General features: G+C 67.7%; 16 protein-coding genes and 1 pseudogene. 6 read left to right on the plus strand and 11 right to left on the minus strand.

The annotated features are described in order from the left end of the window. A pseudogene (locus ACWDTF_RS12570) lies at positions 1-177 on the plus strand (HNH endonuclease); the annotation flags it as partial. Between the two features lie 345 nt (positions 178-522). Here the strand turns inward: ACWDTF_RS12570 and ACWDTF_RS12575 are convergent. Further along, positions 523-1542, minus strand: a complete 1020-nt coding sequence (locus tag ACWDTF_RS12575; protein WP_449754453.1) for an isopenicillin N synthase family dioxygenase — start codon at positions 1540-1542, stop codon at positions 523-525. Continuing rightward, a complete protein-coding gene (locus tag ACWDTF_RS12580) occupies positions 1539-2675 on the minus strand; it encodes a glycosyltransferase family 4 protein (protein WP_240854907.1) in 1137 nt (378 codons plus the stop codon). Before ACWDTF_RS12580 ends, ACWDTF_RS12575 begins: the two co-directional genes overlap by 4 nt. Positions 2676-2884: 209 nt before the next feature. On the opposite strand from ACWDTF_RS12580, the gene ACWDTF_RS12585 reads away from it, so the two are divergent. Continuing rightward, positions 2885-3625: a methyltransferase domain-containing protein gene (locus ACWDTF_RS12585; protein WP_433259660.1), complete on the plus strand. Its 741-nt coding sequence runs from the start codon at positions 2885-2887 to the stop codon at positions 3623-3625. 7 nt (positions 3626-3632) lie between these two features. Here the strand turns inward: ACWDTF_RS12585 and ACWDTF_RS12590 are convergent, their stop codons facing one another. The 8 genes from ACWDTF_RS12590 to ACWDTF_RS12625 form a co-directional block, all read right to left on the minus strand. Then, positions 3633-4397: a hypothetical protein gene (locus ACWDTF_RS12590; protein WP_433256788.1), complete on the minus strand. Its 765-nt coding sequence runs from the start codon at positions 4395-4397 to the stop codon at positions 3633-3635. A 39-nt stretch (positions 4398-4436) separates the two neighbouring features. Next, positions 4437-6995: an ABC transporter permease gene (locus tag ACWDTF_RS12595; protein ID WP_240855537.1), complete on the minus strand. Its 2559-nt coding sequence runs from the start codon at positions 6993-6995 to the stop codon at positions 4437-4439. A 17-nt stretch (positions 6996-7012) separates the two neighbouring features. Then, positions 7013-7900, minus strand: a complete 888-nt coding sequence (locus ACWDTF_RS12600; protein ID WP_355277255.1) for an ABC transporter ATP-binding protein — start codon at positions 7898-7900, stop codon at positions 7013-7015. Between the two features lie 76 nt (positions 7901-7976). Next, positions 7977-8987, minus strand: coding sequence for an esterase-like activity of phytase family protein (locus ACWDTF_RS12605; protein WP_355277258.1), 1011 nt, complete (start codon positions 8985-8987; stop codon positions 7977-7979). Positions 8988-9043: 56 nt separating this feature from the next. Further along, the gene (locus ACWDTF_RS12610; protein ID WP_433256790.1) at positions 9044-10870 is read right to left on the minus strand and encodes a phosphoenolpyruvate carboxykinase (GTP); all 1827 of its coding nucleotides are present in this window, start codon (positions 10868-10870) and stop codon (positions 9044-9046) included. Between the two features lie 209 nt (positions 10871-11079). Further along, positions 11080-11457, minus strand: a complete 378-nt coding sequence (locus ACWDTF_RS12615) for a DUF6802 family protein (RefSeq protein WP_449754454.1) — start codon at positions 11455-11457, stop codon at positions 11080-11082. Further along, the gene (locus ACWDTF_RS12620; protein ID WP_449754455.1) at positions 11438-12988 is read right to left on the minus strand and encodes a GTPase domain-containing protein; all 1551 of its coding nucleotides are present in this window, start codon (positions 12986-12988) and stop codon (positions 11438-11440) included. The genes ACWDTF_RS12615 and ACWDTF_RS12620 overlap by 20 nt, the downstream gene beginning before the upstream one ends. Continuing rightward, positions 12985-13872, minus strand: coding sequence for a hypothetical protein (locus ACWDTF_RS12625; RefSeq protein WP_240854921.1), 888 nt, complete (start codon positions 13870-13872; stop codon positions 12985-12987). The genes ACWDTF_RS12620 and ACWDTF_RS12625 overlap by 4 nt, the downstream gene beginning before the upstream one ends. An 89-nt stretch (positions 13873-13961) precedes the next feature. On the opposite strand from ACWDTF_RS12625, the gene trmB reads away from it, so the two are divergent. From trmB to ACWDTF_RS12640, 3 genes are all read left to right on the plus strand, one after another. Then, a complete protein-coding gene (gene trmB / locus ACWDTF_RS12630; protein ID WP_240854923.1) occupies positions 13962-14741 on the plus strand; it encodes a tRNA (guanosine(46)-N7)-methyltransferase TrmB in 780 nt (259 codons plus the stop codon). Next, complete coding sequence (locus tag ACWDTF_RS12635; protein WP_449754456.1) at positions 14738-15415, plus strand: NYN domain-containing protein; 678 nt, start codon at positions 14738-14740, stop codon at positions 15413-15415. Before trmB ends, ACWDTF_RS12635 begins: the two co-directional genes overlap by 4 nt. A gap of 129 nt (positions 15416-15544) precedes the next feature. Next, positions 15545-18796 carry an MMPL family transporter gene (locus tag ACWDTF_RS12640; RefSeq protein ID WP_355277265.1) on the plus strand — a complete coding sequence of 1084 codons (3252 nt, stop codon included), beginning with the start codon at positions 15545-15547 and terminating at the stop codon, positions 18794-18796. Here ACWDTF_RS12640 and ACWDTF_RS12645 read toward each other — a convergent pair. Further along, on the minus strand, positions 18793-20049 hold the full coding sequence (locus tag ACWDTF_RS12645; RefSeq protein ID WP_240854929.1) for an AI-2E family transporter: 1257 nt from the start codon (positions 20047-20049) through the stop codon (positions 18793-18795). The genes ACWDTF_RS12640 and ACWDTF_RS12645 overlap by 4 nt on opposite strands. A gap of 167 nt (positions 20050-20216) precedes the next feature. Between ACWDTF_RS12645 and ACWDTF_RS12650 the strand changes: the two genes are divergently transcribed. Further along, on the plus strand, positions 20217-21389 hold the full coding sequence (locus ACWDTF_RS12650; RefSeq protein WP_240854931.1) for a lysylphosphatidylglycerol synthase transmembrane domain-containing protein: 1173 nt from the start codon (positions 20217-20219) through the stop codon (positions 21387-21389). The last annotated feature ends 13 nt before the right edge of the window (positions 21390-21402 follow it).

The following is a 21402-nucleotide window of genomic DNA, read 5'->3' on the forward strand; positions in this document are numbered from 1 at the left end:
GACAACGGGTGCCTACTCTGCCCGTCCTGCCATACCGATGTGCACCACAACGGGTGGGACGTCGTCCTCGGGGCTGACCGCCACCCGTGGCTGGTCCCGCCGGCCTCCGTTGATCCGGAAAGGAGACCACTACCGGCCTACAACCGACGCACCATGCGCCTGGACAACGCCGCCTGAACCCACCAACCTGAACCAGCCAACCGCGTAGCACCTTTCGCACCCGACCCCGGTCGGGACCGCACCCGTACCTTGAGAACTTCATAGCGTGAAACGCGACGCCACGGGAAACCGTTGCCGCGCAGTCGAAGCCACCCATCCCGGAAACCTCCGAGGCCATATCAGTAGGTCCACTTGCCGGGAGATGCGGTGGCTCCGACCGCGCGACAACGCTGGTGCGGTGACGCAACGGCATCCGCATCGTCGAAGAGAGTAGACGGGAAGAAACTCTTCTATTTTCCGCAACCCGCCACCCTGAGCCGCCGTGTATCCCGCATGTCAGAGCCGCTCATCGAGCGATTCGGATCAGTACGACGTCGGTGCGCCTGCGGGCCGAATGCCGTGGTGGCGCAACGCGACGTCGGGATGCGCCCGGGTCCGCGACTTCCAGGCGTTCTCGCCGTAGGTGTTGAAGATCGGGTTGTCCGGGTCGAGTTCGACCCCTCGCGAGTGCCGGGCAAGCTCTCCCGGGAGTTCGAGGACCGGAATCTGGGCGTCCAGACCAGGATTGAGGAAGTACGGGATCGAGATCCGGTCTCGTCCCGGCGGTGGTGCGAGCACGCGGTGGCGGGTGGCGCGGAGGTAACCGCCGGTCGCCACCTCGAGAAGTTCGCCGATGTTGACGATGAACGCGCCGCGGCGTGGAGGCACGTCGATCCACTCGCCGTCGGGCCCCTCCACCTGCAAACCAGCGGTATCGGGTTCCACGAGCAGGAGGGTGAGGACCCCGGAATCCTTGTGTGCCCCAACACCCTGCCGGTCTGATTCGGAACCGGGATAGCGGACCACCTTCATCAGGGTTGCCGGGCGATCGGCGAATGCGTCGTCGAAAACCGTCACCGGTGCGCCCAGTGCGGCCGCCCAGTGGCCGAGCAATTCCCGTCCGACTGCCGCCAGATCCTCGGACCACTGTTCGAGCGCAGGGCGCAGCTCCGGAAGCGCCGACGGCCACAGGTTGGGACCCTGCAGGTGCCAATAGCCTTCGGCCCCTTCGATTGCCGCTCGCTCGGGGCCGATGTCGATCTGCTCGCGCCAATCGACGGCACCGTTCGTCAATTCCCCACCGAGCCGCGAATAGCCGCGAAACTGCGGACTTCGCAACTGTGAGATCTCGTCCTTGTCGGCGTCCGACAGCGAAAAGAAACGACGCGCAATGTCGATCAGATCGTCGAACCGCCGCTGTTCGATGCCGTGCCCGACGAGATAGAAGAAGCCCAGCCGGTGAGTGGCGTCGAGCAGATCGGCCCTGAATGGGTCCGGGTCGTCGGCCGCAACCGCGAGGTCAAAGATCGGCAGCGACGACGCCGATCCGTCGGTGGTACTCAACGACACACCTCGGCGAAGACATCCAGGAAGCCGTCGCAGGTCGCCGACCACGAGTATCCCTGCGACTTGACTCGGGCTGCGTCGCCCAGACGCCGGGCCTCCGCGTCGTCCTCGATGAGTTTCCTTGTGGCGCTGAGGAGCTCGTCGACTCCATCGACCAGAAGCCCGGTCCGACCGTGGTCGATGGACTCGTGCAGGCCGACGGAACTGCGGTAGCCGATCGTCGGCACACCATGCTGCGCCGCCTCCACCACCGCTAGACCCCAGCCCTCCTTGCGGGACGGCATCAGGTGCACCCGGGCGGCGGACAGGATCTCGTGCTTGCGACGCTCGCTGACGTGCCCGTGGAAGGTGACCGCGTCATCGAGCCCGAGACGGCTTGTGGTGCTGCGCAACTCGCCATCCCACCATCCGCCGCCGATCACGTCGAGGTGCACTTCGAGGCCACCCCGTCGCAGATCCGCGGCTACCGCAAGGGCGTCCTCGACCTGCTTGTGCGGCACCAGGCGCGAGAGCACGCACAACCGCACCACCCCTTCGCCGGAGGAACGAGCCGCCGCGAGGCCGTCGGGAAGCGGGTCGATGCCGTTGCGAACCACGGAGATCCGCTCGGCGTCGACACCCAACTCGACCAGCTCCTGCATGGACGGGGTCGACACCGTGACGTAGCGGTTGCGCCGATGCAGGCGAGGAGCCACTCGCGACTCCAGGAACCAGCCCAGTCGGCCGAGCAGGCGACCCGCGACGGGCCACTGCTCACGGTGACAGTGATGCACCAGGACGACGGTCGGCGCCGGACTCACCATCGAGGCAAAGAACGGGATTCCGTTCTGGGTGTCGACAACGGCCTGCGGTGCCGTCGCGGCCAGCCGGCCGAGTCCCATCCGACCCGCCAGCATCATCGCCGCCACCCGCGGGTAGACAGAGATTCGACCGCCGACGCGGACGAACCGGATACCGTCACGCATCTCGTTGGGTGCCGCACCCGGATAGGCAGAAGTCACAAAGGTGACGCGCACGCCGCGTCGGACCAGTTCGGCACCGACCCGTTCCAGGTAGGTTTCACTTCCGCCGCCCTGCGGGTGGCCGGTGTCCCGCCAGCACAGCAGCAGGACCTCAGATGGTGGATGCATTGCGTGTCAGCCTACCGACGACGTCGCAGAAGTGGTTCCGGGCGCCGAACACGTCATCCCCTCCACACCATGTGCGACGGCCCGGAACCTTCTTGCTCTCCCCCGATGCCGATAGACTCTAATCGATAAGTTACTGGCGCGTCTACAACGGAAGTTGTAGACATAATCGCGGTCGAGGAGCAGAACACCACCCCATGCCGGCACGTGACATGGCCGCTCTGGCGACATTGCGACGGGCGGTAGGACTCCTCAACGACTTCCGCTTCGAGCAGTCGGACCCGGCCCGCTTCTACGGCGCACTGGCTCGCGACACCCGCGACATGGTTGCCGCCTTCGCCACCGAAGACACCGGGCTCTCCGGGGCGGTCATCCTCGACGTCGGCGGTGGTCCGGGGTACTTCGCGGACGCGTTTCGGGAGGTCGGAGCCCATTACCTCGCTCTGGAACCGGACCCCGCCGAGATGCATGCGGGCGGACTCGAACACCGGGGAACCGTGCGTGGCTCTGGACAGAATCTGCCCTTCGCGGACGATTCGATGGACATCTGCCTGTCGTCGAACGTGGTCGAACACACGTCGCGACCCTGGGAGATGTGCGACGAGATGCTGCGAGTGACGCGCCCGGGCGGCCTGACCATCGTCAGCTACACCCTGTGGTGGGGGCCGTTCGGCGGCCACGAAATGGGGCTCACGCACTATCTCGGCGGCCACCGCGCGGCGCGGTGGTACACGCGACGCCACGGTCATCCACCGAAGAATCTCTTCGGCACCTCGCTGTTTCCCGTAACCGCCGCCCAGGGTTTGCGCTGGGCCGCCACCGCGCGGGACAACGCCGACCTCGTCGCCGCCTTCCCGCGCTATCTGCCCAGGTGGATGTGGTGGGTCATGCGGGTGCCGGTGCTGCGTGAGGTGCTGGGCACCAACCTGGTCCTCGTTCTGCGCAAGCGCTGACGCCGGGCTACTGCAGCGGCGCCGCACACCGCAGCGGGAGCGGTGACGGACCGCTGGTCGCCGACGAAAGTTGCTCACCGTTGCGCATGATCGTGCACGTCACCGTGCCCTGAACGACGATCGCCGTGAGCTCGGCGTTGTCGCCGCCCACACGTACCGACAACGACCACGGCGTGCCGGTGCTCGCCACGAACCCGCGCCGACCGGAGGCCTCGTAGCTCAGCGTGATGACGCTACCGCCACCGGTCAGCTGGTAGGTGACCTGATCCGACGGTGCTGTCGAGGTGGGCGACGAGGTTGTCCGAGTCGTCGTGGTGGTTGTGGTCGTCGTCGTTGAGCTCGATTTGCTCGACGGTGCGCTGCTCGTCGTCGACGACGCTCCTGCCGTCGTCGACTCGTCGCCACCACCTCGCAGGATCAGGAACGCGACGATCCCGATCACCACGAGCGCCGCGACGACCGCGAGCACGAGCCCCACGGTGCGCCCGGTGTTCTTGGACGGCTGCGGGTCGGCGCCGTAACCGGTGGGCGGGTAGCCACCCGAGGGTCCGGCGTTCGTGTAGGCCTGTGACGGCGGGGCCGGTTCGGCGAACTGGCCGTACTGGTCGGTGGGAGCTGTCATCGGGTCGGGCTGGGGCGGTACCGGGTCCCCGATCGCCGCCGGGTCGGTGTTCGGTCCGAACTGGCGTGTCTCGGGATGTTGCGGTGTATTCGACGGTGGCGGCGGCTGCTGCCGGGGATCGCGTGGATCGTCCTCGGGTGGTCGCGTCATGCGGACGATTGTGCCAGGCGCCTCGATCCACCGACTGCACTACGGATCGGCGATGGCCTCCAACGGTCCGGTCCGCGCGGCACGCACCGCGGGCCACACCGCGGCCAGGACGCCCACCACGGCCCCGCCCACCAGCGTCACCACGATCAGGATCCACGGGACCTGGGGCGCACCCAATCCCCACTTCGCCAGGGTCCGAACCAGCGCCCAGCCGATCGCACCACCGAGGATCACACCCATCACAGCGCCGAAGACAGATATCAGCACCGACTCGACGTAGATGCCGAGCTGAACCTGGGAACGCACCATGCCGATGGCCCGCAACATCCCGATCTCGCGCTTGCGCTCGATCACCGACAACGCGAGCGTGTTGATGATCCCGAGCACCGCGATCAGCAGCGCCAGCCCGAGCATCGCGTACAGCGTGATCAGCATCTGATCGATCTGCTTGGTGATGGTGCTCTTGAACTGCTCGCGATCCTGCACCTGAGCGATCAGGAACGAATCGGTGGCATTCTCCAGATTGGTGCGCAGGGTGTCGAGATCCGTTCCAGGCGTTGCCTTCACGAAGATGGCGACACTGGCCCGGGCCGGCGGCGGCACCAGCTTCTCGTACACCGCCGCACCGAGCATCCACGGTTGCAGCGATTCGTTGTCGGCGTACACCCCCGAAACGGTGACCGGGATCTTGGTGCCGTCCGACCCGACGAACGTGACGACGTCCCCGAGCCGCCAGCCGAGCGAATCACGGCTGCGTTCGCTGACGAACAACCCTTCGGGCGCAAGGACATCCGACGATCCGTCGACCATGTCCACCGATGCCACGCTCGCCACCGGAGAGCCGAGGGGCGAATAGCCGGTCACCGACCGCTCGCCGCCGGCCTCCTCGACCTGGGCCTGGACAATCCCGAAGGAAACCCAATCCTGGACTCCGTCAACATTTTTCACCGCATCGGCAATTGCGGCAGGGAGAGGCGCCTGGTTGGTGCCGGCGATGATGTAGTCGGCGGTGACCCCGGTGTCGACGGCGTCGTCGACCGTTCCCTTGAAGGATTCGCCGAGAATCCCGATCACCGCGACCAGCATCAGGCCGAGGGTCAATGCGAAAGCCGTTGCGGCGGAACGGCGCGGATTGCGCACGGCGTTGGTGCGGGCCAACCGGCCGATCGTGCCGAACGGCGCACCGACCACCCGGCCGAGAGCCCCGACGAACGGCTGCGAGAGGGCAGGTCCGGCGAGCACCGTGGCAAGGATGATCGCGCCGGCACCCGCGGCGACCGTCAGCACCGGTCCGAGTCCCTCGCCGGTCGCACCGACGACCAGGGCGACCACGCCGGCCACACCCACGACCGCACCGATGATCGTGCGGGTTCGCAGGGACGCCGAACCCTCTGTGGCACTTGCGCGCATCGCTTCCACCGGAGGCACCCGGGATGCCCGGGCCGCCGGCACCCATGCGCTGACCATGGTGACGACGACACCCACCGCAATGGTGGCGACGACCGCGGGGATGGTCACTTCCAGGGAGCCCGCGGGCAACCCCGAACTCGAGGTGACCAGGGCTTTCAGTCCCGCGGCCAGACCGATCCCGATCGCGAGTCCGATCAGGCCGCCGATGATGCCGACGATGAAGGCCTCGAACAGGACCGACCGCGACACCTGCCGCCGGCTGGCGCCAACCGCCCGCAACAGTGCGAACTCCCGATTGCGTTGTGCGACAAGCATCGAGAAGGTGTTGTAGATGATGAACGTGCCGACGATCAGGCCGATGGCGGCGAACGCCAGCAGAATGTACTGGAAGATGTCGAGGAACTGGTTGACCTGATCCTTCTGATCCTGTCGGACCTGATCGCCGGTCCGGATCTCGAGCCGGTCCGCGGCCGGTCCCAGCGCGGTCCGCACCCGCTCCACGAGCTGCTCGGGCGTCACCCCGTCGACCGCCGACATATCCACCAGCGCAGCGTGTTTGCCGTCCGAGAAGAGCATCGACGCGGTCGCCGCGTCGAACTGGACATTGACGTATCCGCCGGTCGAGGTCGGCAGGTCGATCAGGCCGACCACCGTGACCTCGCGCGGTGGCGCATTGCCCTGGCCCACGACGATCTTGGTCTTCGAGCCGACCTTCAAGTCGCCGGCGTCGGCGGCGGTCTCGTTCAACGCGATCTCGCCGGCATTCATCGGCGCCCGACCACCGGTCATGATCCGCGAATCGGCAGCCGAAATCGCCTCTGCGGGCGGAATGTAGGCGGTACCCACGCTGGGGGCGCCACCGGTCTGCAGCGCCTTGCCCTCCGAATTGGCGATGGTCACCAGACCGCTGTTGTTGACGACGAGCTTGTCGATGCCGAGCTCGGCCGAACGTTGGCGGAGCTGGTCCACCACCGTCAACGGCACACCCGCCGACTGCGGATCAGACGGGGTGATCTCCACTGCGACGCCCTGCGCCGCGTTGTCGAAGATGTTGGTGAACGCGTTGGAGATGGTGGTGGTGAAGACGATCGTGCCGGCCACGAAGGACGTGCCGAGGACGATCGAGAACACCGTCAGAAACAGACGAAGCTTGTGCGCCCGCAGGTTTCGCAGGGAAACCCGGCGCATCACCGAGGTGGCCACGTTCAGCGCGCCTCGTCGAGGTCGGGAGCCTCGTGTTTGCCGCCTCCGGAGACGACGGGTTGGGCGGCGGCTTCGGTGGCACTTGTATCGGCCGCGGTGGCGGGCACGTCGTCGAGGTGACGCATCACCTCGAACACGTCGTCGGCACTCGGGCGGGACAACTCCCGGACGATCTGACCGTCGGCGAGGAACACCACACGATCGGCATACGACGCGGCGCGCGGATCGTGGGTCACGATCACCACCGTCTGGCCGAACTCGTCGGTGGCGGCGCGCAGAATGCTCAACACCTCACCCGAGGAACGGGAATCGAGGTTGCCGGTCGGCTCGTCGCCGAAGATGATCGCCGGCTTGCCGATCAACGCGCGGGCACAGGCGACGCGCTGCTGCTGCCCGCCCGACAACTCGCTGGGCAGATGGCCGAGCCGGTCGGTGATCCCCAGTCGTTCGACGACGGCGTCGAACCACTCCTTGTCGACCTCGCGGCCGGCGATGTCGACGGGCAGTGTGATGTTCTCCGCGGCGGTCAGCGTGGGCACCAGGTTGAAGGACTGGAAGACGAAACCGATACGGTCGCGCCGGAGCATCGTCATCGCCTTGTCCGACAACCTCGTCAGGTCGACGTCGCCGATCTGCACCCGGCCCCCGCTCGCGACGTCGAGTCCGGCGAGGCAGTGCATCAGCGTCGACTTACCCGAGCCGGACGGGCCCATGATGGCGGTGAACTCGCCGGCCCGGAACGAGATCGTCACACCGCGAAGCGCTTCCACGGCGGTGTCGCCGGAACCGAAACGCTTGACGAGGTTCTCGGCACCGGCCGCGATGGTCGGAGCGGAGGTGACGAATCCTCCACTGGGCGGGTCGCTGGAGGGCGGTTGACTTGAGGTCATGGGTACCACGGTGCCAAATCCTCGACGGGTTGGCCATCCGTGATCACCCTGAGTCCACCCCCGGCGGTCATTGCGCTCAGCGCTTCGGGAATCGGACCTCGAGTGCGTGTACCCGCGGCGGGACGCCCAGGCCGTCGTTGGTCACGACGAACAGCACTCGCGCCCGGTACTTCAGCCACGGCCGGTCCGGCAGCCAGTTGCCCCAACCCAGACCCGACATGTTGCCCGCACGCAGTCCGGGCAGCGGTGCGGTGGAGAAGATCGGAACCTTGGGCATCGCGACCTCGCGGCCACTCAGGCGCGCTTTACCGGTCACCGGCTGTGCGCCGCGCGTGGTGGTCCAGAAGATCCGTGTTGCCCGGCCCTTCCCGCGTTCGAGCACCAGATAGTCGGTCTTGTTGACCGCGACAACGTCGGCGGCCAACTTGTCGCCGTCGGTGCGATACACGAACTCGGTGGTGCCGCGGCCAGGCCAGATGAGCAGGCGCGCCGAATGAGCCGGATCCTGTTTCAGCCCACCGGCGGTGAGGGTGCTGATCATTCCCGAGCCGGGTGCGACGGCGACACCGATGAGTCCGCGCCGCGGGTCGAGTCCGGTGTTCTTGGCCTTGCGGTAGGCCTGCGGCAACGGCAGATCACGCACCTGGTTGCCGAACGGGCCGAGGAGCCGGACGAACTGATGTGCGCCGCCGCTGGCGACGACAAATCCGTTGCCGCGGCTGCGCACACCTTCGAACTGCGCTGCACCCGGCATCATCGGCATGAAGCCCGGTCCCAGGATCGGACGGCCGGCGAGCGACACGGTCGCGCGGCCGAAGGCTCCGGTCGACGAGAAGAACGGAATCCGGGCGTCGAAGTAGCGGCCGAGACCCGCCGAGGCGATCATGATGTACTCGCCGTCGGGTTTGCGATCGATTCCGGTGATCCCACCGAGCGTCGGGACCGGGGTGAAACCCGTGGAACTCAGATAGAACGAGGTGACCCGGGGTGCCGGGGCGCTGTGCGCCGGCGCGGCCGCCACCGGCGTGATCATCAGGGCCACGATGCCGACGACGACCATCGCCGCCCCCCACAAGCGGAATCTCATAGGGGGAGACGATACCTCAGCAACCTGAGGGCGCCCCGGTCCAAACCTCGACTCGATCAGCTGAGCCGCTGCTTGAGACCGTCGAGCTCGTCGCGCAGGGTCGTCGGCAGCTTGTCACCGACGAAGTCGAAGAGCTCCTCGATCAGCGGCAGCTCGCGGCGCCATTCGTCGGCGTCGAAGGTGAGTGCGGCCCTCACGTCGTCGGCCGGTGTGTCCAGGCCGGTGACGTCGATCTCCTCGGGCTTCGCGACGATACCGATCGGTGTCTCGGTGCCTTCGTTCTCGCCCTCGATCCGGCCGATGATCCACTTCAGCACACGGCTGTTCTCGCCGAATCCGGGCCACAGGAAGCGGCCGTCGTCGCCGCGACGGAACCAATTGACGTAGAAAACCTTCGGCAGTTTGGTCGCGTCGGCGTTCTTGCCGAGGTCCACCCAGTGCTGCAGGTAGTCGCCGACGTGGTAGCCGATGAACGGCAGCATCGCCATCGGGTCGCGACGCACGGTGCCGACCTTGCCCTCGGCGGCGGCGGTCTGCTCGGAGCCCACCGTGGCGCCCATGAAGACGCCGGTCTGCCAGTCGTGTGCCTCGGTCACGAGAGGCACCGTGGTCTTGCGGCGGCCACCGAACAGGATCGCCGAGATCGGCACGCCACGCGGGTCGTCCCACTCGTCGGCCAGCGACGGGCACTGCGAGATCGGGGTGCAGTAGCGCGAGTTGGGATGGGCCGCCTTGTGATCGGACTGGGGCGTCCAGTCGTTGCCCAGCCAGTCGGTGAGGTGATCGGGGGTGTCACCACCGATGCCCTCCCACCAGATGTCGCCGTCGTCGGTGAGTGCGACGTTGGTGTAGAGCGTGTTGCCCGCCTCGATGGTGCGCATCGCGTTCGGGTTGGAGTCGTCGCTGGTGCCGGGTGCGACGCCGAAGAACCCGAACTCCGGGTTGATCGCGTACAGGCGGCCGTCGTCGCCGAACCGCATCCAGGCGATGTCGTCGCCGACGGTCTCGGCCTTCCAGCCGGGAATCGTGGGCTGGATCATCGCGAGGTTGGTCTTGCCGCAGGCGCTCGGGAAGGCAGCGGCCACGTAGTAGACCTTCTGCTCCGGGCTGGTCAGCTTCAGGATCAGCATGTGCTCGGCCATCCAGCCCTCGTCGCGCGCCATCACCGAGGCGATGCGCAGCGCGTAGCACTTCTTGCCGAGGAGGGCGTTGCCGCCGTAGCCGGAGCCGAACGACCAGATCTCGCGGGTCTCCGGGAAGTGGGTGATGTACTTCTCGGTGTTGCACGGCCACGCCACGTCGGCCTGACCCGGTTCGAGCGGCGCGCCCACCGAATGCAGCGCCTTCACGAAGAAGCCGTCCTCGCCCAGGAGGTCGAGCACCTGCTGGCCGACGCGGGCCATGATCTTCATCGACAGGACGACGTACTCGGAGTCGGTGAGTTCCACACCGAGCTTCGGGTCGTCGGAGCCGAGCGGGCCCATGCAGAAGGGGATGACGAACATCGTGCGGCCGCGCATCGATCCGCGGTACAGCTCGGTCATGGTGGCGCGCATCTCGTCCGGTGCCACCCAGTTGTTGGTGGGTCCGGCATCGGCTTCGCTCTCCGAGCAGATGTAGGTGCGGGACTCCACACGGGCGACATCGGCGGGGTCGGACTTGGCCAGGAACGAGTTGGGTTTCTTCTCCTCGTTCAGCTTGACCAGGGTGCCCGCCGAGACCAGATGCTCGGTGAGGCGGTTCCACTCCTCGTCACTGCCATCCGACCAGACGACGCGGTCGGGCTGGGTCAGTTCGGCGACCTCGGCGATCCAGGCCAGCAGACCTGCGTGTTTGGTCGGTGCGCTGTCGGGATCCAATCCGGGAATTGTCGCTGCGGTCATAGCTGTGGTGCCTCCTGGGAGCTGGCGACCGGCTCGACTGATCGCCAAGGGGTGATGTCGTCGTAGCTCAAGGATACGACGACCGAACGGGCGCTAGGTGCCAGGGTACGCAGATGCGGGATATGCCACATTCAGAGCCATCAGGACGTTTTACCCTGGTTGGGCTGCGAGTTTGATGATTCATTCAATCCGTAAACCTGTCTCGCCGGTCAGTTGAGCCGTCCCGACTCGGTCGGAACCCAGGTGCCGGTCTCCGGATTCAGCACCGCCGATCGGAAGTCGCCGTTGGCGTTGATCTCGGTGATCTTGTCGACCTGACCGTCCCGGTCGCTGTCGGTGTAGACGGTGAATCCGTCGGGTCCGTTGCGGGTCAGTGAGTCGTTGACACCGTCGTTGTCGGTGTCGACCTCGGCCGGTCCGAGGTCCCAGATCCGGCCCTCGTCCTGCATCCACAGGTGTGAGTCGAGATCATCTGCCGGGGTGAGGTCACCGGCCGACGCGTCATGTGCACCGCCCGGCTGCTCTCCCGGCAGTGACTCACCAAAGGCGGACTCACCAAAGATCGGCTCACCGAAGATCGGATCCATCGGATACTCCTTCCTTCACCATTCCTGCTTTCCGGCCGCGCACCGACTCGGCGAGCGCCGATTGCGCGTCCACCAGCACCTGCCGCATCGCACGTGCCACCTCACGCCGGCGTCGGACCTCGACCTCCGAGTCGCGCAGGCCACGCGCACGCTCGTCGAGAGCTGCGACCTCGGCCGCGACCAGTCGGGTCCGGCGATCGTAGGAACGCGCGATCTGACCCGCGATCCGGGTCTCGGCACCGGCGACTCGTTGGCCGATCTGGTGGTCGACGCGGGAGCGGACCTCGGCCAGCACCTCAGACACCCAGCCACGGGCCGCCGCGCGTGCGGTTGCGCCACGTCGCATCCTGATCACCCACACGGCGACCGCCACGCCCAACACCAGCGTGAGGGGCATGCTGATCCACTGCAAGGTCTGCACCGACGCCATCGGGGTGACCACCAGCCGACCAACACCGAGGCCGGTAGAGGCCCCGATCAGCACGACGAGCGCATCCTCGGCACCTCGCCGGGCGTCGGTGGTGTCCCGGATGGGCCCGACCTCGACGCGCCAAGACTCCTCGTCGGCCGGCTCGGTATCGGTGTCGAGGCCGATCAACGCACCCGCCGACACCTCCTCGATCCGCTCGTCGGTGGCGCTCGACACCGCCGCGGCAAGGTCATCGAGCCGGGCACTCAGTGCCCTACGCCGCTCGGCGGGCCCGATGTCCAGACCGGCCAGGTCCGAGCCGATCGATCGCAAACCGGCCTGCACCTGCGACGACGATTCCGCACGCACCCGGTGCAAGCCCGCGCGCACAGCCGTCAGCCGATCGGTTCGTCCGCGGTCGCGGGATTCGACCAGGCGGTGCCGACGTCGCATCAACTCGTCGAGTCGGTCGGGTTCGGTGGCGTCGAGTTCGTCCAGCAGATGTTCGACGGCACCCTGTGCGGCCGCCAGCCTCGCCCGGTGACGGCGTATCTCGACGGGTGCCGACATTTGTTCGCGCAGCCACTCGACCAGAGCCACGACACCCGACTCATCGAGCCCGCCGGACATCGCGGCCACCCCCGACACCGCGAACAGCGGCAGGGACTCGTACGGATCGAGCGTCCTACGGTGGCTGCGCAGGACGCGCGGCCATTCCCAGAACGCGTCGATCTTGGTGCACACCAGCCCGACCACCCCGTAGGCGGCGCGCAGGTCGTCGAGGAGCTGCAGTTCCTCGTCGGCCACCGATGACGAGGGGTCGACGACGAGCACCGCGAGACCCGCCGCGGCGGTGGGCGTGCGCTCGACGAGGTCCAGGTCGGGGGCGATCGACCGGCAGGCATCGATGAGGACCCGGACGCCGACACCCGGCGTGCCGGCCACTACCACCGTGGTTCCCGTCCCGTCGACCCGTGTCGGGTCGAAGCCGGTGAGTTCGGTGGTCCGGCCGAGCATCGTGCCGACACTGTCTGGATCTGCCCCGCTCGCTTCGCTCCCGGCGGCATCGAGATCTGCCCCGCTCGCTTCGCTCCCGGCGGCATCCGCGGCGGTCGTCGTCATGAGGCCACCTCCGCGGTGGTGATGTGGCCGCCGGCGAGCAGCGCTTCGGCGGTGTCGCGATCCAGCCCGGCCGCGGCCGCCCGTTCCACCGCGGCACGGAGTTCGATCTGCCGCCACCCTCGCACCACGCCGATGTGCCCGCGGATGGGTTCGACGAGGTCGGCGATACCGCTCGCCGCCTGCAACGAACGATTCAGCGCCTCGACGTCGGCGGCCGCCGGCGACCCGGAGCCGATCAGCGCCAAAGCCAGGTCGATGCCGAACTGATCGAGGCGGCGCAGGAGACCGACACGCATCTGGCGCGCGGCCGAGCCGGGCGGACCGGACAGGAACCGGCCGGCCATCGACGGCATCTCGACGCCGTCGGCGACCCAGGCGCGCAGCTGCGCGAATTCGTCGTCGTCGAGATCGGCGCAGGCGAGCAGTGCCGACACGGTGAAGACCCGGGTGCGCAGCACGTCGGCAGCTTTCGCTGCGATCTGTACCGCGGTGTCCCAGTCGCCGTGGGTGTCGGCCTTTCCCAGCACCACGATCCGGCGGTCGGCCGGCAACCGGCGCACCGCCCCGACATCCGCGCGGCGCGGCAGCCCGGCCAACACATACAGCCACAGATCCGCGTCGGCGGCTGAGTCGTTCTCTCCCGGCCCGATCACGCTGAGCGACAAGCGTTCCCGCAGGGCACGGGCCATGGTGTCGCGACCCACGCCGTCTCGTCCGAGAACCTGCACATGCAGCGGGGCAAGGTAGCGCCGCCCGGCAATCTCCAGCGTCGACCGCAGCGGTGAACCCGCCTCGACGAGTGACTCCAGCCGCCCGGCGTCGGCCGCGCGGGTGAGCACATCGGGGGCGTGACCAGGTGGCCCAGACGTCACCGTCGGTCCCATCGCGCCACCCCCGCCCTCTCGGCCACAGTGCTGGCAGGGTAACCGCTACGGCGCCGCGCCGACGCCCGGACCTCCACAAGCCCGGCGTCATGCGCAACGATGGGCTGGTGAACAACAGCGCCGAACGTGCCCGCCTGTACCCGCGGGTCACCAGCTTCCGGTTCCGGCGGGGCACCCTGACACCCGGCCAGCAGCGCAATTGGGACACCCTGTGGCCGGTGCTCGGCCGGGATCTGGCCATCGGGACCGACCGCATCCCCGAGCCGGTCCTGGATCTGCCCACGCTGTTCGGCCGGCAGGCGCCGACCGTCCTCGAGATCGGTAGCGGCACCGGGGTGTCGACCGCGGCGATGGCAGCGGTCGAACCCGACGTCGATGTCCTGGCGGTCGAGGTCTACCGACCCGGTCTCGCACAGTTGCTCGGGCTCATCGATCGTGGCGGGCTCACCAATGTGCGGATGATCCGTGGTGACGCGGCCATCGTCCTGACCGAACTGATCGCGCCGAGCAGCCTGACCGGGATCCGACTCTTCTTTCCCGACCCGTGGCCCAAATCGCGTCATCACAAGCGACGCTTCGTCCAGTCGGGCACGCTCGAGTTGATGGCTGACCGACTCGTCCCCGGCGGTGTCCTGCACATCGCGACCGATCACGCCGGATATGCCGAGTGGATCGCCGAGGAACTCGCCACCCAGGACCCGAATCGCCCCCATGTGGTGCAACTCACCGGGGAGACACCGATCTCACTGGAGCGGCCGACCACCAAGTTCGAGGGACGCGCCGAGCGTGAGGGACGCGACGTCAACGAGTTCGTCTACACGCGGCCGGTGCCACGGCAGACCGGCACCGCCGGCGAGGAGCAGTCATGACCGAACCGAACAAGAACGCGACCGGGTTCGCCGAGACCATCGCGGGCGCGAGCCAGACCCGGAGAATGCTGTTGGTCTGGGACGCCCCCAACATGGACATGGGGCTCGGCGCCATCCTCGGTGGCCGGCCCACGGCGGCACATCGTGCGCGATTCGACGCGCTGGGCCGCTGGTTGCTGCAACGCACCGCCGACGTGTCGGCGAGCCTGCCCGACGGCGCTGCCGTGGAGCCCGAGGCAACCGTTTTCACCAACATCGTGCCTGGTAGCGCCGATGTTGTGCGGCCCTGGGTAGATGCGCTGCGCAACGTCGGCTACTCGGTGTTCGCCAAGCCCAAGCTGTCCGACGACAGCGACGTGGATCCCGACATGCTCGACCACATCGCACTTCGCAGGCAGACTGTTGGGTTAGCTGGGGTGATCGTGGCGTCCGCGGATGGCCAGGCCTTCCGCGAACCGCTGTCCGATGTGGCCGCCGACGGGGTGCCGGTCACCGTCATCGGATTCCGCGAACACGCCAGCTGGGCCCTGACCGCCGACGACTTGGAGTTCATCGACCTCGAGGACATCCCCGGCGTCTTTCGTGAGCCGCTGCCACGCATCGGCCTCGACTCGCTCCCCGACGAGGGTGCCTGGCTGACGCCGTTCCGCCCGTTGAGTGCACTGTTGCGCTGAGGCGACCCCGTCCCAACACCCCCTATCGCCCTATCGCTCAGCCATACCTCAGGCGGCGCTGCGAGAATTCGGCGCTAGCGCTCAGACCCCGACCTATCAGACCCATCGGGCATCGAAAGGAGAACCAGCGTGTTCGGAGCCATCGGCACATTCGTCTACCGGATGCGCTTCGCCGTCATCGCGGTGATGATCGCACTGATGGCCGGCCTGGGACTCTACGGCCTCGATCTGGGTAAGCATCTGAGTCAGAGCGGCTGGTTCGATCCGACGTCGGAATCGGTGAAGGGTTCGCAGTACGCCGACGCTGCGCTCGGGCGCGATCACCGCTCCGACATCATCCTGCTGATCACGCCGCCCGAGGGCACCACCGTCGACAACCCGGAGTTCGGGGCCAAGGTCGAGGACTTCGTCAACGACCTGATCGCGGCGCATCCCGATATCGTCAACCGGCAGGACCCCGGCATCATCGACCCGTTCCTGCAGCAGGCGATCCAGCCCGCCATCCAGGAACGCGCGTTCACCGACGACAAACGGCACGCATTCATCAGCATCGGCGTGGCCGGCAACGACGACACCACGGTGCTGAACAACTACAAGACGATCGAACCGTTCTTCGACGACATCGCCGAGCGGTTCGGCCTGCAGGGCACCACCTTCGAACTGGCGGGTCTGCAACCGGTCGCGGGCAGCATGGCCGACGGCATGGACGAGGACATCCGGCGCGCCGAGGTGATCGCGCTGCCGATCGTCGCGATCATGCTGTTCTTCATCTTCGGCGGCGTGGTGGCCGCCTGCCTCCCGGTCCTGATCGGTGGTCTGACCATCGCCGGGTCGCTCGGCATCATGAAGGTCTTGGCGCTGACCACCGAACTCAACATCTTCGCCCAGTCGGTGGTGACGCTGATCGGGCTGGGTATCGCGATCGACTACGGCCTGTTCATCGTGTCCCGGTTCCGCGAGGAGCTGGCCGAAGGCTATTCCACCAAGGCCGCGGTCCGAAGAACGGTGATGACGGCCGGACAGACCGTCGTGTTCTCGGCGACGATCATCGTCGCTGCTCTCGCGTGTCTGCTGATCATGCCGCAGGGCTTCCTCAAATCGGTTGCCTACGGCGCCATCGCGTCGGTGTCACTCGCGGCGCTGTTGTCGATCACGGTGCTGCCGGCCATCCTCAGCATCCTCGGGCCGCGCATCGACGCGCTGTCGATCCGCACCCTGATGGGCTGGACTGTGATCCCGGTGACGCGCAAGATCTTCGGCGACAAGCGGGCCGACGCCATCGACAGCCGGTTCACCGGTCGCATCAAGACCCGCGCCGATGTCGAGAACGGTTTCTGGGGCAAGTTGTCCGGTTGGGTGATGCAGCATCCGGTGGCGACCGCCGTCCCGACCGTCCTGCTGCTCCTGGTGCTGATCATCCCGTTCGGCGGCATCCAGTTCGGCGGCATCAGCGAGAAGTACCTGCCGCCGGACAACGCGAACAGGCTGGCGCAGGAGCACTTCGACGAGTACTTCCCGACCGAGCGCACCGAAGAGATCAAGCTGGTCATCGTCTACGATCCCAACTCCGCGGACTACGACTACAAACTCCAGTCGATCGCCGACCAGGCGAACAAGATCCCCGGTTTCACCAAACAGTTCTCGACCTCGCCCAACGACTCGCAGTCCGCGCAGTACCCGGGCTCGGACGCGTGGATCTTCCAGATGGCGGCGGGTCTCGAGGACCGCGACACCGCGGCGCAGGCGATCAAGGATCTGCGCGCCATCGACACGCAGGGCCTGCAGATGTATGTGGCGGGCACCCCAGCCCTCACGCAGGATTCGATCGACGCACTGATGAGCCGGCTTCCGCTGATGGCGGTCCTGCTGGTGCTCGTGACCGGCTTCCTGATGTTCCTGGCGTTCGGGTCGATCGTGCTGCCGATCAAGGCGGCGCTGATGTCGGCGCTGGGCCTGGGCTCCACCCTCGGCATCCTCACCTGGATCTTCGTCGACGGTCACGGCGCCGAGATCGCCAACTTCACGCCCGGCCCGCTGTTCGCGGCCGTCTTGGTGCTGATCATCGCGATCGTGTTCGGCCTGTCCACGGACTACGAGATATTCCTGTTGTCACGCATGGTCGAGGCGAGACAGAAGGGCGCGAGCACCACCGAGGCGGTGCGCGTCGGTACCGCCCACACCGGACGGATCATCACGGCGGCCGCGGCCATTCTCGTGGTGGTCACCGGCGCGTTCGGTCTGTCCGACATCGTGATGATGAAGTACATCGCCTACGGCATGATCGCGGCCCTCATCCTGGACGCCACCGTCATCCGCATGCTGCTGGTGCCGTCGGTGATGAAGCTGCTCGGCGACGACTGCTGGTGGGCGCCACGCTGGATGCGCGTCATGCAGCAGAAGATCGGTCTCGGCGAGACCGTCCTCGACGATGAGCCCGACGAGATGCGCGACAGTGCCGCGGCCGCCCGCACGATGAGCGCGGGCACACTCGCCGCCGAAGCCCCGACCTCGGTCATGGAGCGCCCGCGGGTCGCACGCCCCGCAGCCATGGGTCCGCCGCCGGGCCGCGGACCGTCCGGACGCATCCGGCGCGAACAGCCCGAGCCGGCGACGGTCGCGACCAGCCGCCCCGTACGCGGGCGGGCGGTCGGGGCCCCTGGACCGGCCCGACCGACCACCCCAGCTCCCACCACTGCAGCTCCCACCACTGCGGCACCGATGGCTGCCCCCACCACTTCCGTGCCGGCCGCTGCCCCCACCCGGGGTGGACCGGCTGGACCGCCGCCTGGGAACCCACCGCGCCGGCCGACGCCGTATCGGCGGCCGACGACCGGTCGGAATTCCGGCCCGGACACCGGTGGCTGGCGACTCGGGGACGGCGGAATACGTCTCGGCGATCCCCAGCCGGCGACATCGCAGGCACCTCAACCGCCCGGACCCCCAGCGGCGCCTACCCAGGGACCCGCGCCGCAGGGGCCCGCGCCGCGCACGGCACCCGCGCCGACCGCCGGCCCGGCTGGGCCGAGTCCGGTGGGGCCGGGTCCGGTGGGCGCCCCGCCGACTTCACCCCCGCCGGACTCACCACTGCGGCGTCGGCCGACCCTCAACGACACCGGCAAACGCCCGTTGGCGGCGTCGCTGTCGCCCGAGCGAACCTCGCCACCGCCGCAGCAACCGCGCGGAACCGGCGACCGGATGGACCGCGGTTTGTCGCCCGATGCCGTGCCGTCGGCTCCGACGAATTCGGCGCAGAGTCGCGAGACCGCCGATTCCGACGCGCCGGTGTCACGGCGCTCCCGCACCGACCGGCATGCGCGCTCCGAGGACGGCGGACAGATCAGCGTTCAGGATCTGTTGCGGCGCAGCAAGTCCGACTCCTAGGATCGCGGTTCCGGCGGGTCGTCGTCGGGTAGGACGGCGATGCCGTCGGCGTATTCGGCCCACGTCGGTGCGTCCCCGCTCGGTCCGATCCCGCCGGTTTCGTCCCACATCGGTTTGTCGGGTTCGGCCACGTACATGCGATCGTCCGACGACAACCGCCCGTCGTCGGGCGAGGGTCGTGTGCTGGCCAGGTGGCGCACGGCGGTGTTGAGGAAGGCGATCAACGGCACCGCGAGCAGACCGCCGATGATGCCCGCCGACACGATGCCGGCCGCGATCGCCAGCACCACCGCAACCGGATGCAACCGAACCGAACGGCCGAGGAGAAATGGTTGCAGCACATGGCTTTCCAGCTGCATCACGCCGATCACGATGGCGAGGGTGATCACCGCGGCGATCCAGCCGTTGGTCACCAGGGCGACGATGACGGCCAGCGTACCGCTCACCAACGCGCCGACGATCGGGATGAACGCGCCCAGAAACACCAGCGACGCGAGCGGCAAGGCCAACGGAACCTGCAGGATCGCCAGTCCCACACCGATTCCCAACGCGTCGACGAGCGCGACCACCACCGTTGCCCGGACATAGCCGATGAGGGTTCCGAACCCGGCGATCCCGGCGCCCCACACTCGGCGGCGGCTGGCCGCGGGGACCACTCCGACGAGAAACCGCCAGATCTGGCCTCCCCCATAGAGAAAGAAGATCAGCAGGAAGACGGTGAGCAGGGCGCCGGTCACGATCTCACCGGCTGTGGTCGCGGTGGCGAGCGCCCCCGAGGTCACCTTGTCCTGGTTGTGTTGCACGACGTCGAGGACGTCGGTTCCGGCGTTGCCCACCTGATCGGCGTTGATGTGCAGGGGGCCGTCGATCAGCCACTGCTTGGTGCGGTCGACGGTCAGCCGCACCTGGTCGGCGAGTTCGGGTACGCCCCGGACGAATTCGCGGATGACAAAGGTGAGGACGGCGGCGAGCAGACCCAGCGCGACGACGATGACACCCAGCACCGCCAACGATCGGGGCACCCCGCGCCGATCGAGGGCGTCGACCACCGGCACCAGCATGGCCGCGCCCAGCACGGCCAGCGCCACCGGGACCAGCACCTGCTCGAACTCGGAGAAGATCAGCAACAGCACGTAGGCGGCCGCCGCGATGACGAGCAGCCGCCAGCTCCACTCGGCGGTCGCACGAACAAGCGGGTGCACGCGGGACCGATCGAACACCGCCGGGTCACGTGTGGAATCGGAGTCCGTCACTCTAGCCAGCGTAGGCCCGTCGACCAAACGTGTGTCCGATCTCGGCCATCGGTCAAGACAGCCAGCGTAGGCCCGTCGACCAAACGTGTGTCCGATCTCGGCCATCGGTCAAGACAGCCAGCGTAGGCCCGTCGGCGGGGTCGGGGGCATGCCCTAGGGTGTCCACTATGTCGTCGGAGGAAGCTGCACCCCGCAGCGCCCCGGCGCGGCCACGCTTCTGGTGGGTGCGCTGGACCCTGCTGGCGATCGTCGTGACCGTGCTCGCGGTCGAGATCTATCTCATCTGGCCGAAGCTCGAAGAGACCTGGTGGCGGATCGACGACCTCAAATGGCCGTGGATTCTCGCGTCGATTCTTGCGGCGCTGCTGTCGATGGACAGCTTTGCCCAGGTCCAGCGCGCACTTCTGCGGTCCGCCGGCGTGGTCGTCAAGCAGTGGCAGTCGTTGTCGCTGATCCTCGCCGCGAACTCGGTCAGCCAGACGATGCCGGGTGGCCAGGTCCTCGCCCCTGCCTTCACCTATCGGGAGACCCGCAAATGGGGGGCGACGCCGGTGGTGGCGTCGTGGCAGGTGGTGATGTCGGGGTTGCTCGCCGGCATCGGCCTCGCGGTCCTCGGACTCGGTGGCGCGGTGCTCGCCGGGGCAAAGACCAGTCCATTCTCCGTGTTCTTCTCGGTGGCCGGGTTCCTCGCCGTGGCACTCGTCCTGCAGTTCTTGGCCAGTCATCCCGAGTCGTTGCGGTCGACGGGTATCCGGGTGCTGGGCTGGGTCAACCAGCTGCGCAGCAAGCCGGACAACCATGGCATCGACAAGCTGTTGGAGACCCTCGAGCAGCTGCGCGCGGTGCAGCTCACCAAGCGCGACACCTCGATCGCGTTCGGGTGGAGCCTGTTCAACTGGGTTGCCGACGTCGCCTGCCTGATGTTCGCGTGCTGGGCGGTGGGCGCCCATCCGAGCATCTCGGGTTTGATGGTCGCCTACGCCGCGGGCAAGGCGGTCGGAACGGCGGTCCCGCTGCTCCCGGGCGGCATCGGCGTGGTCGACGCGGTGCTCGTCCCGGCCCTGACCAGCGCGGGAATGCCGGCGACCGACGCGCTGACCGCCGTCCTCGTCTACCGGATGATCAGCTATGTGCTGGTCGCGGCGATCGGCTGGGTCGTGATCATGGTGATGTTCCGGCACCGCATCAAGACCGTCGACACACTCGAAGAAGAGATCACCCGCGACGAGGTCGCCGACCCCGACGATCGCGTTCAGGACGAATCCGACGATCCCGACCCACCGTGGGACGCCCCGCCATCCCCCGAGTCATCCCCCGATCGAACGACCGATGACCGCTGAGCGCGATCCTGAC

The sequence above is a fragment of the Gordonia sp. NPDC003422 genome (assembly GCF_053588675.1).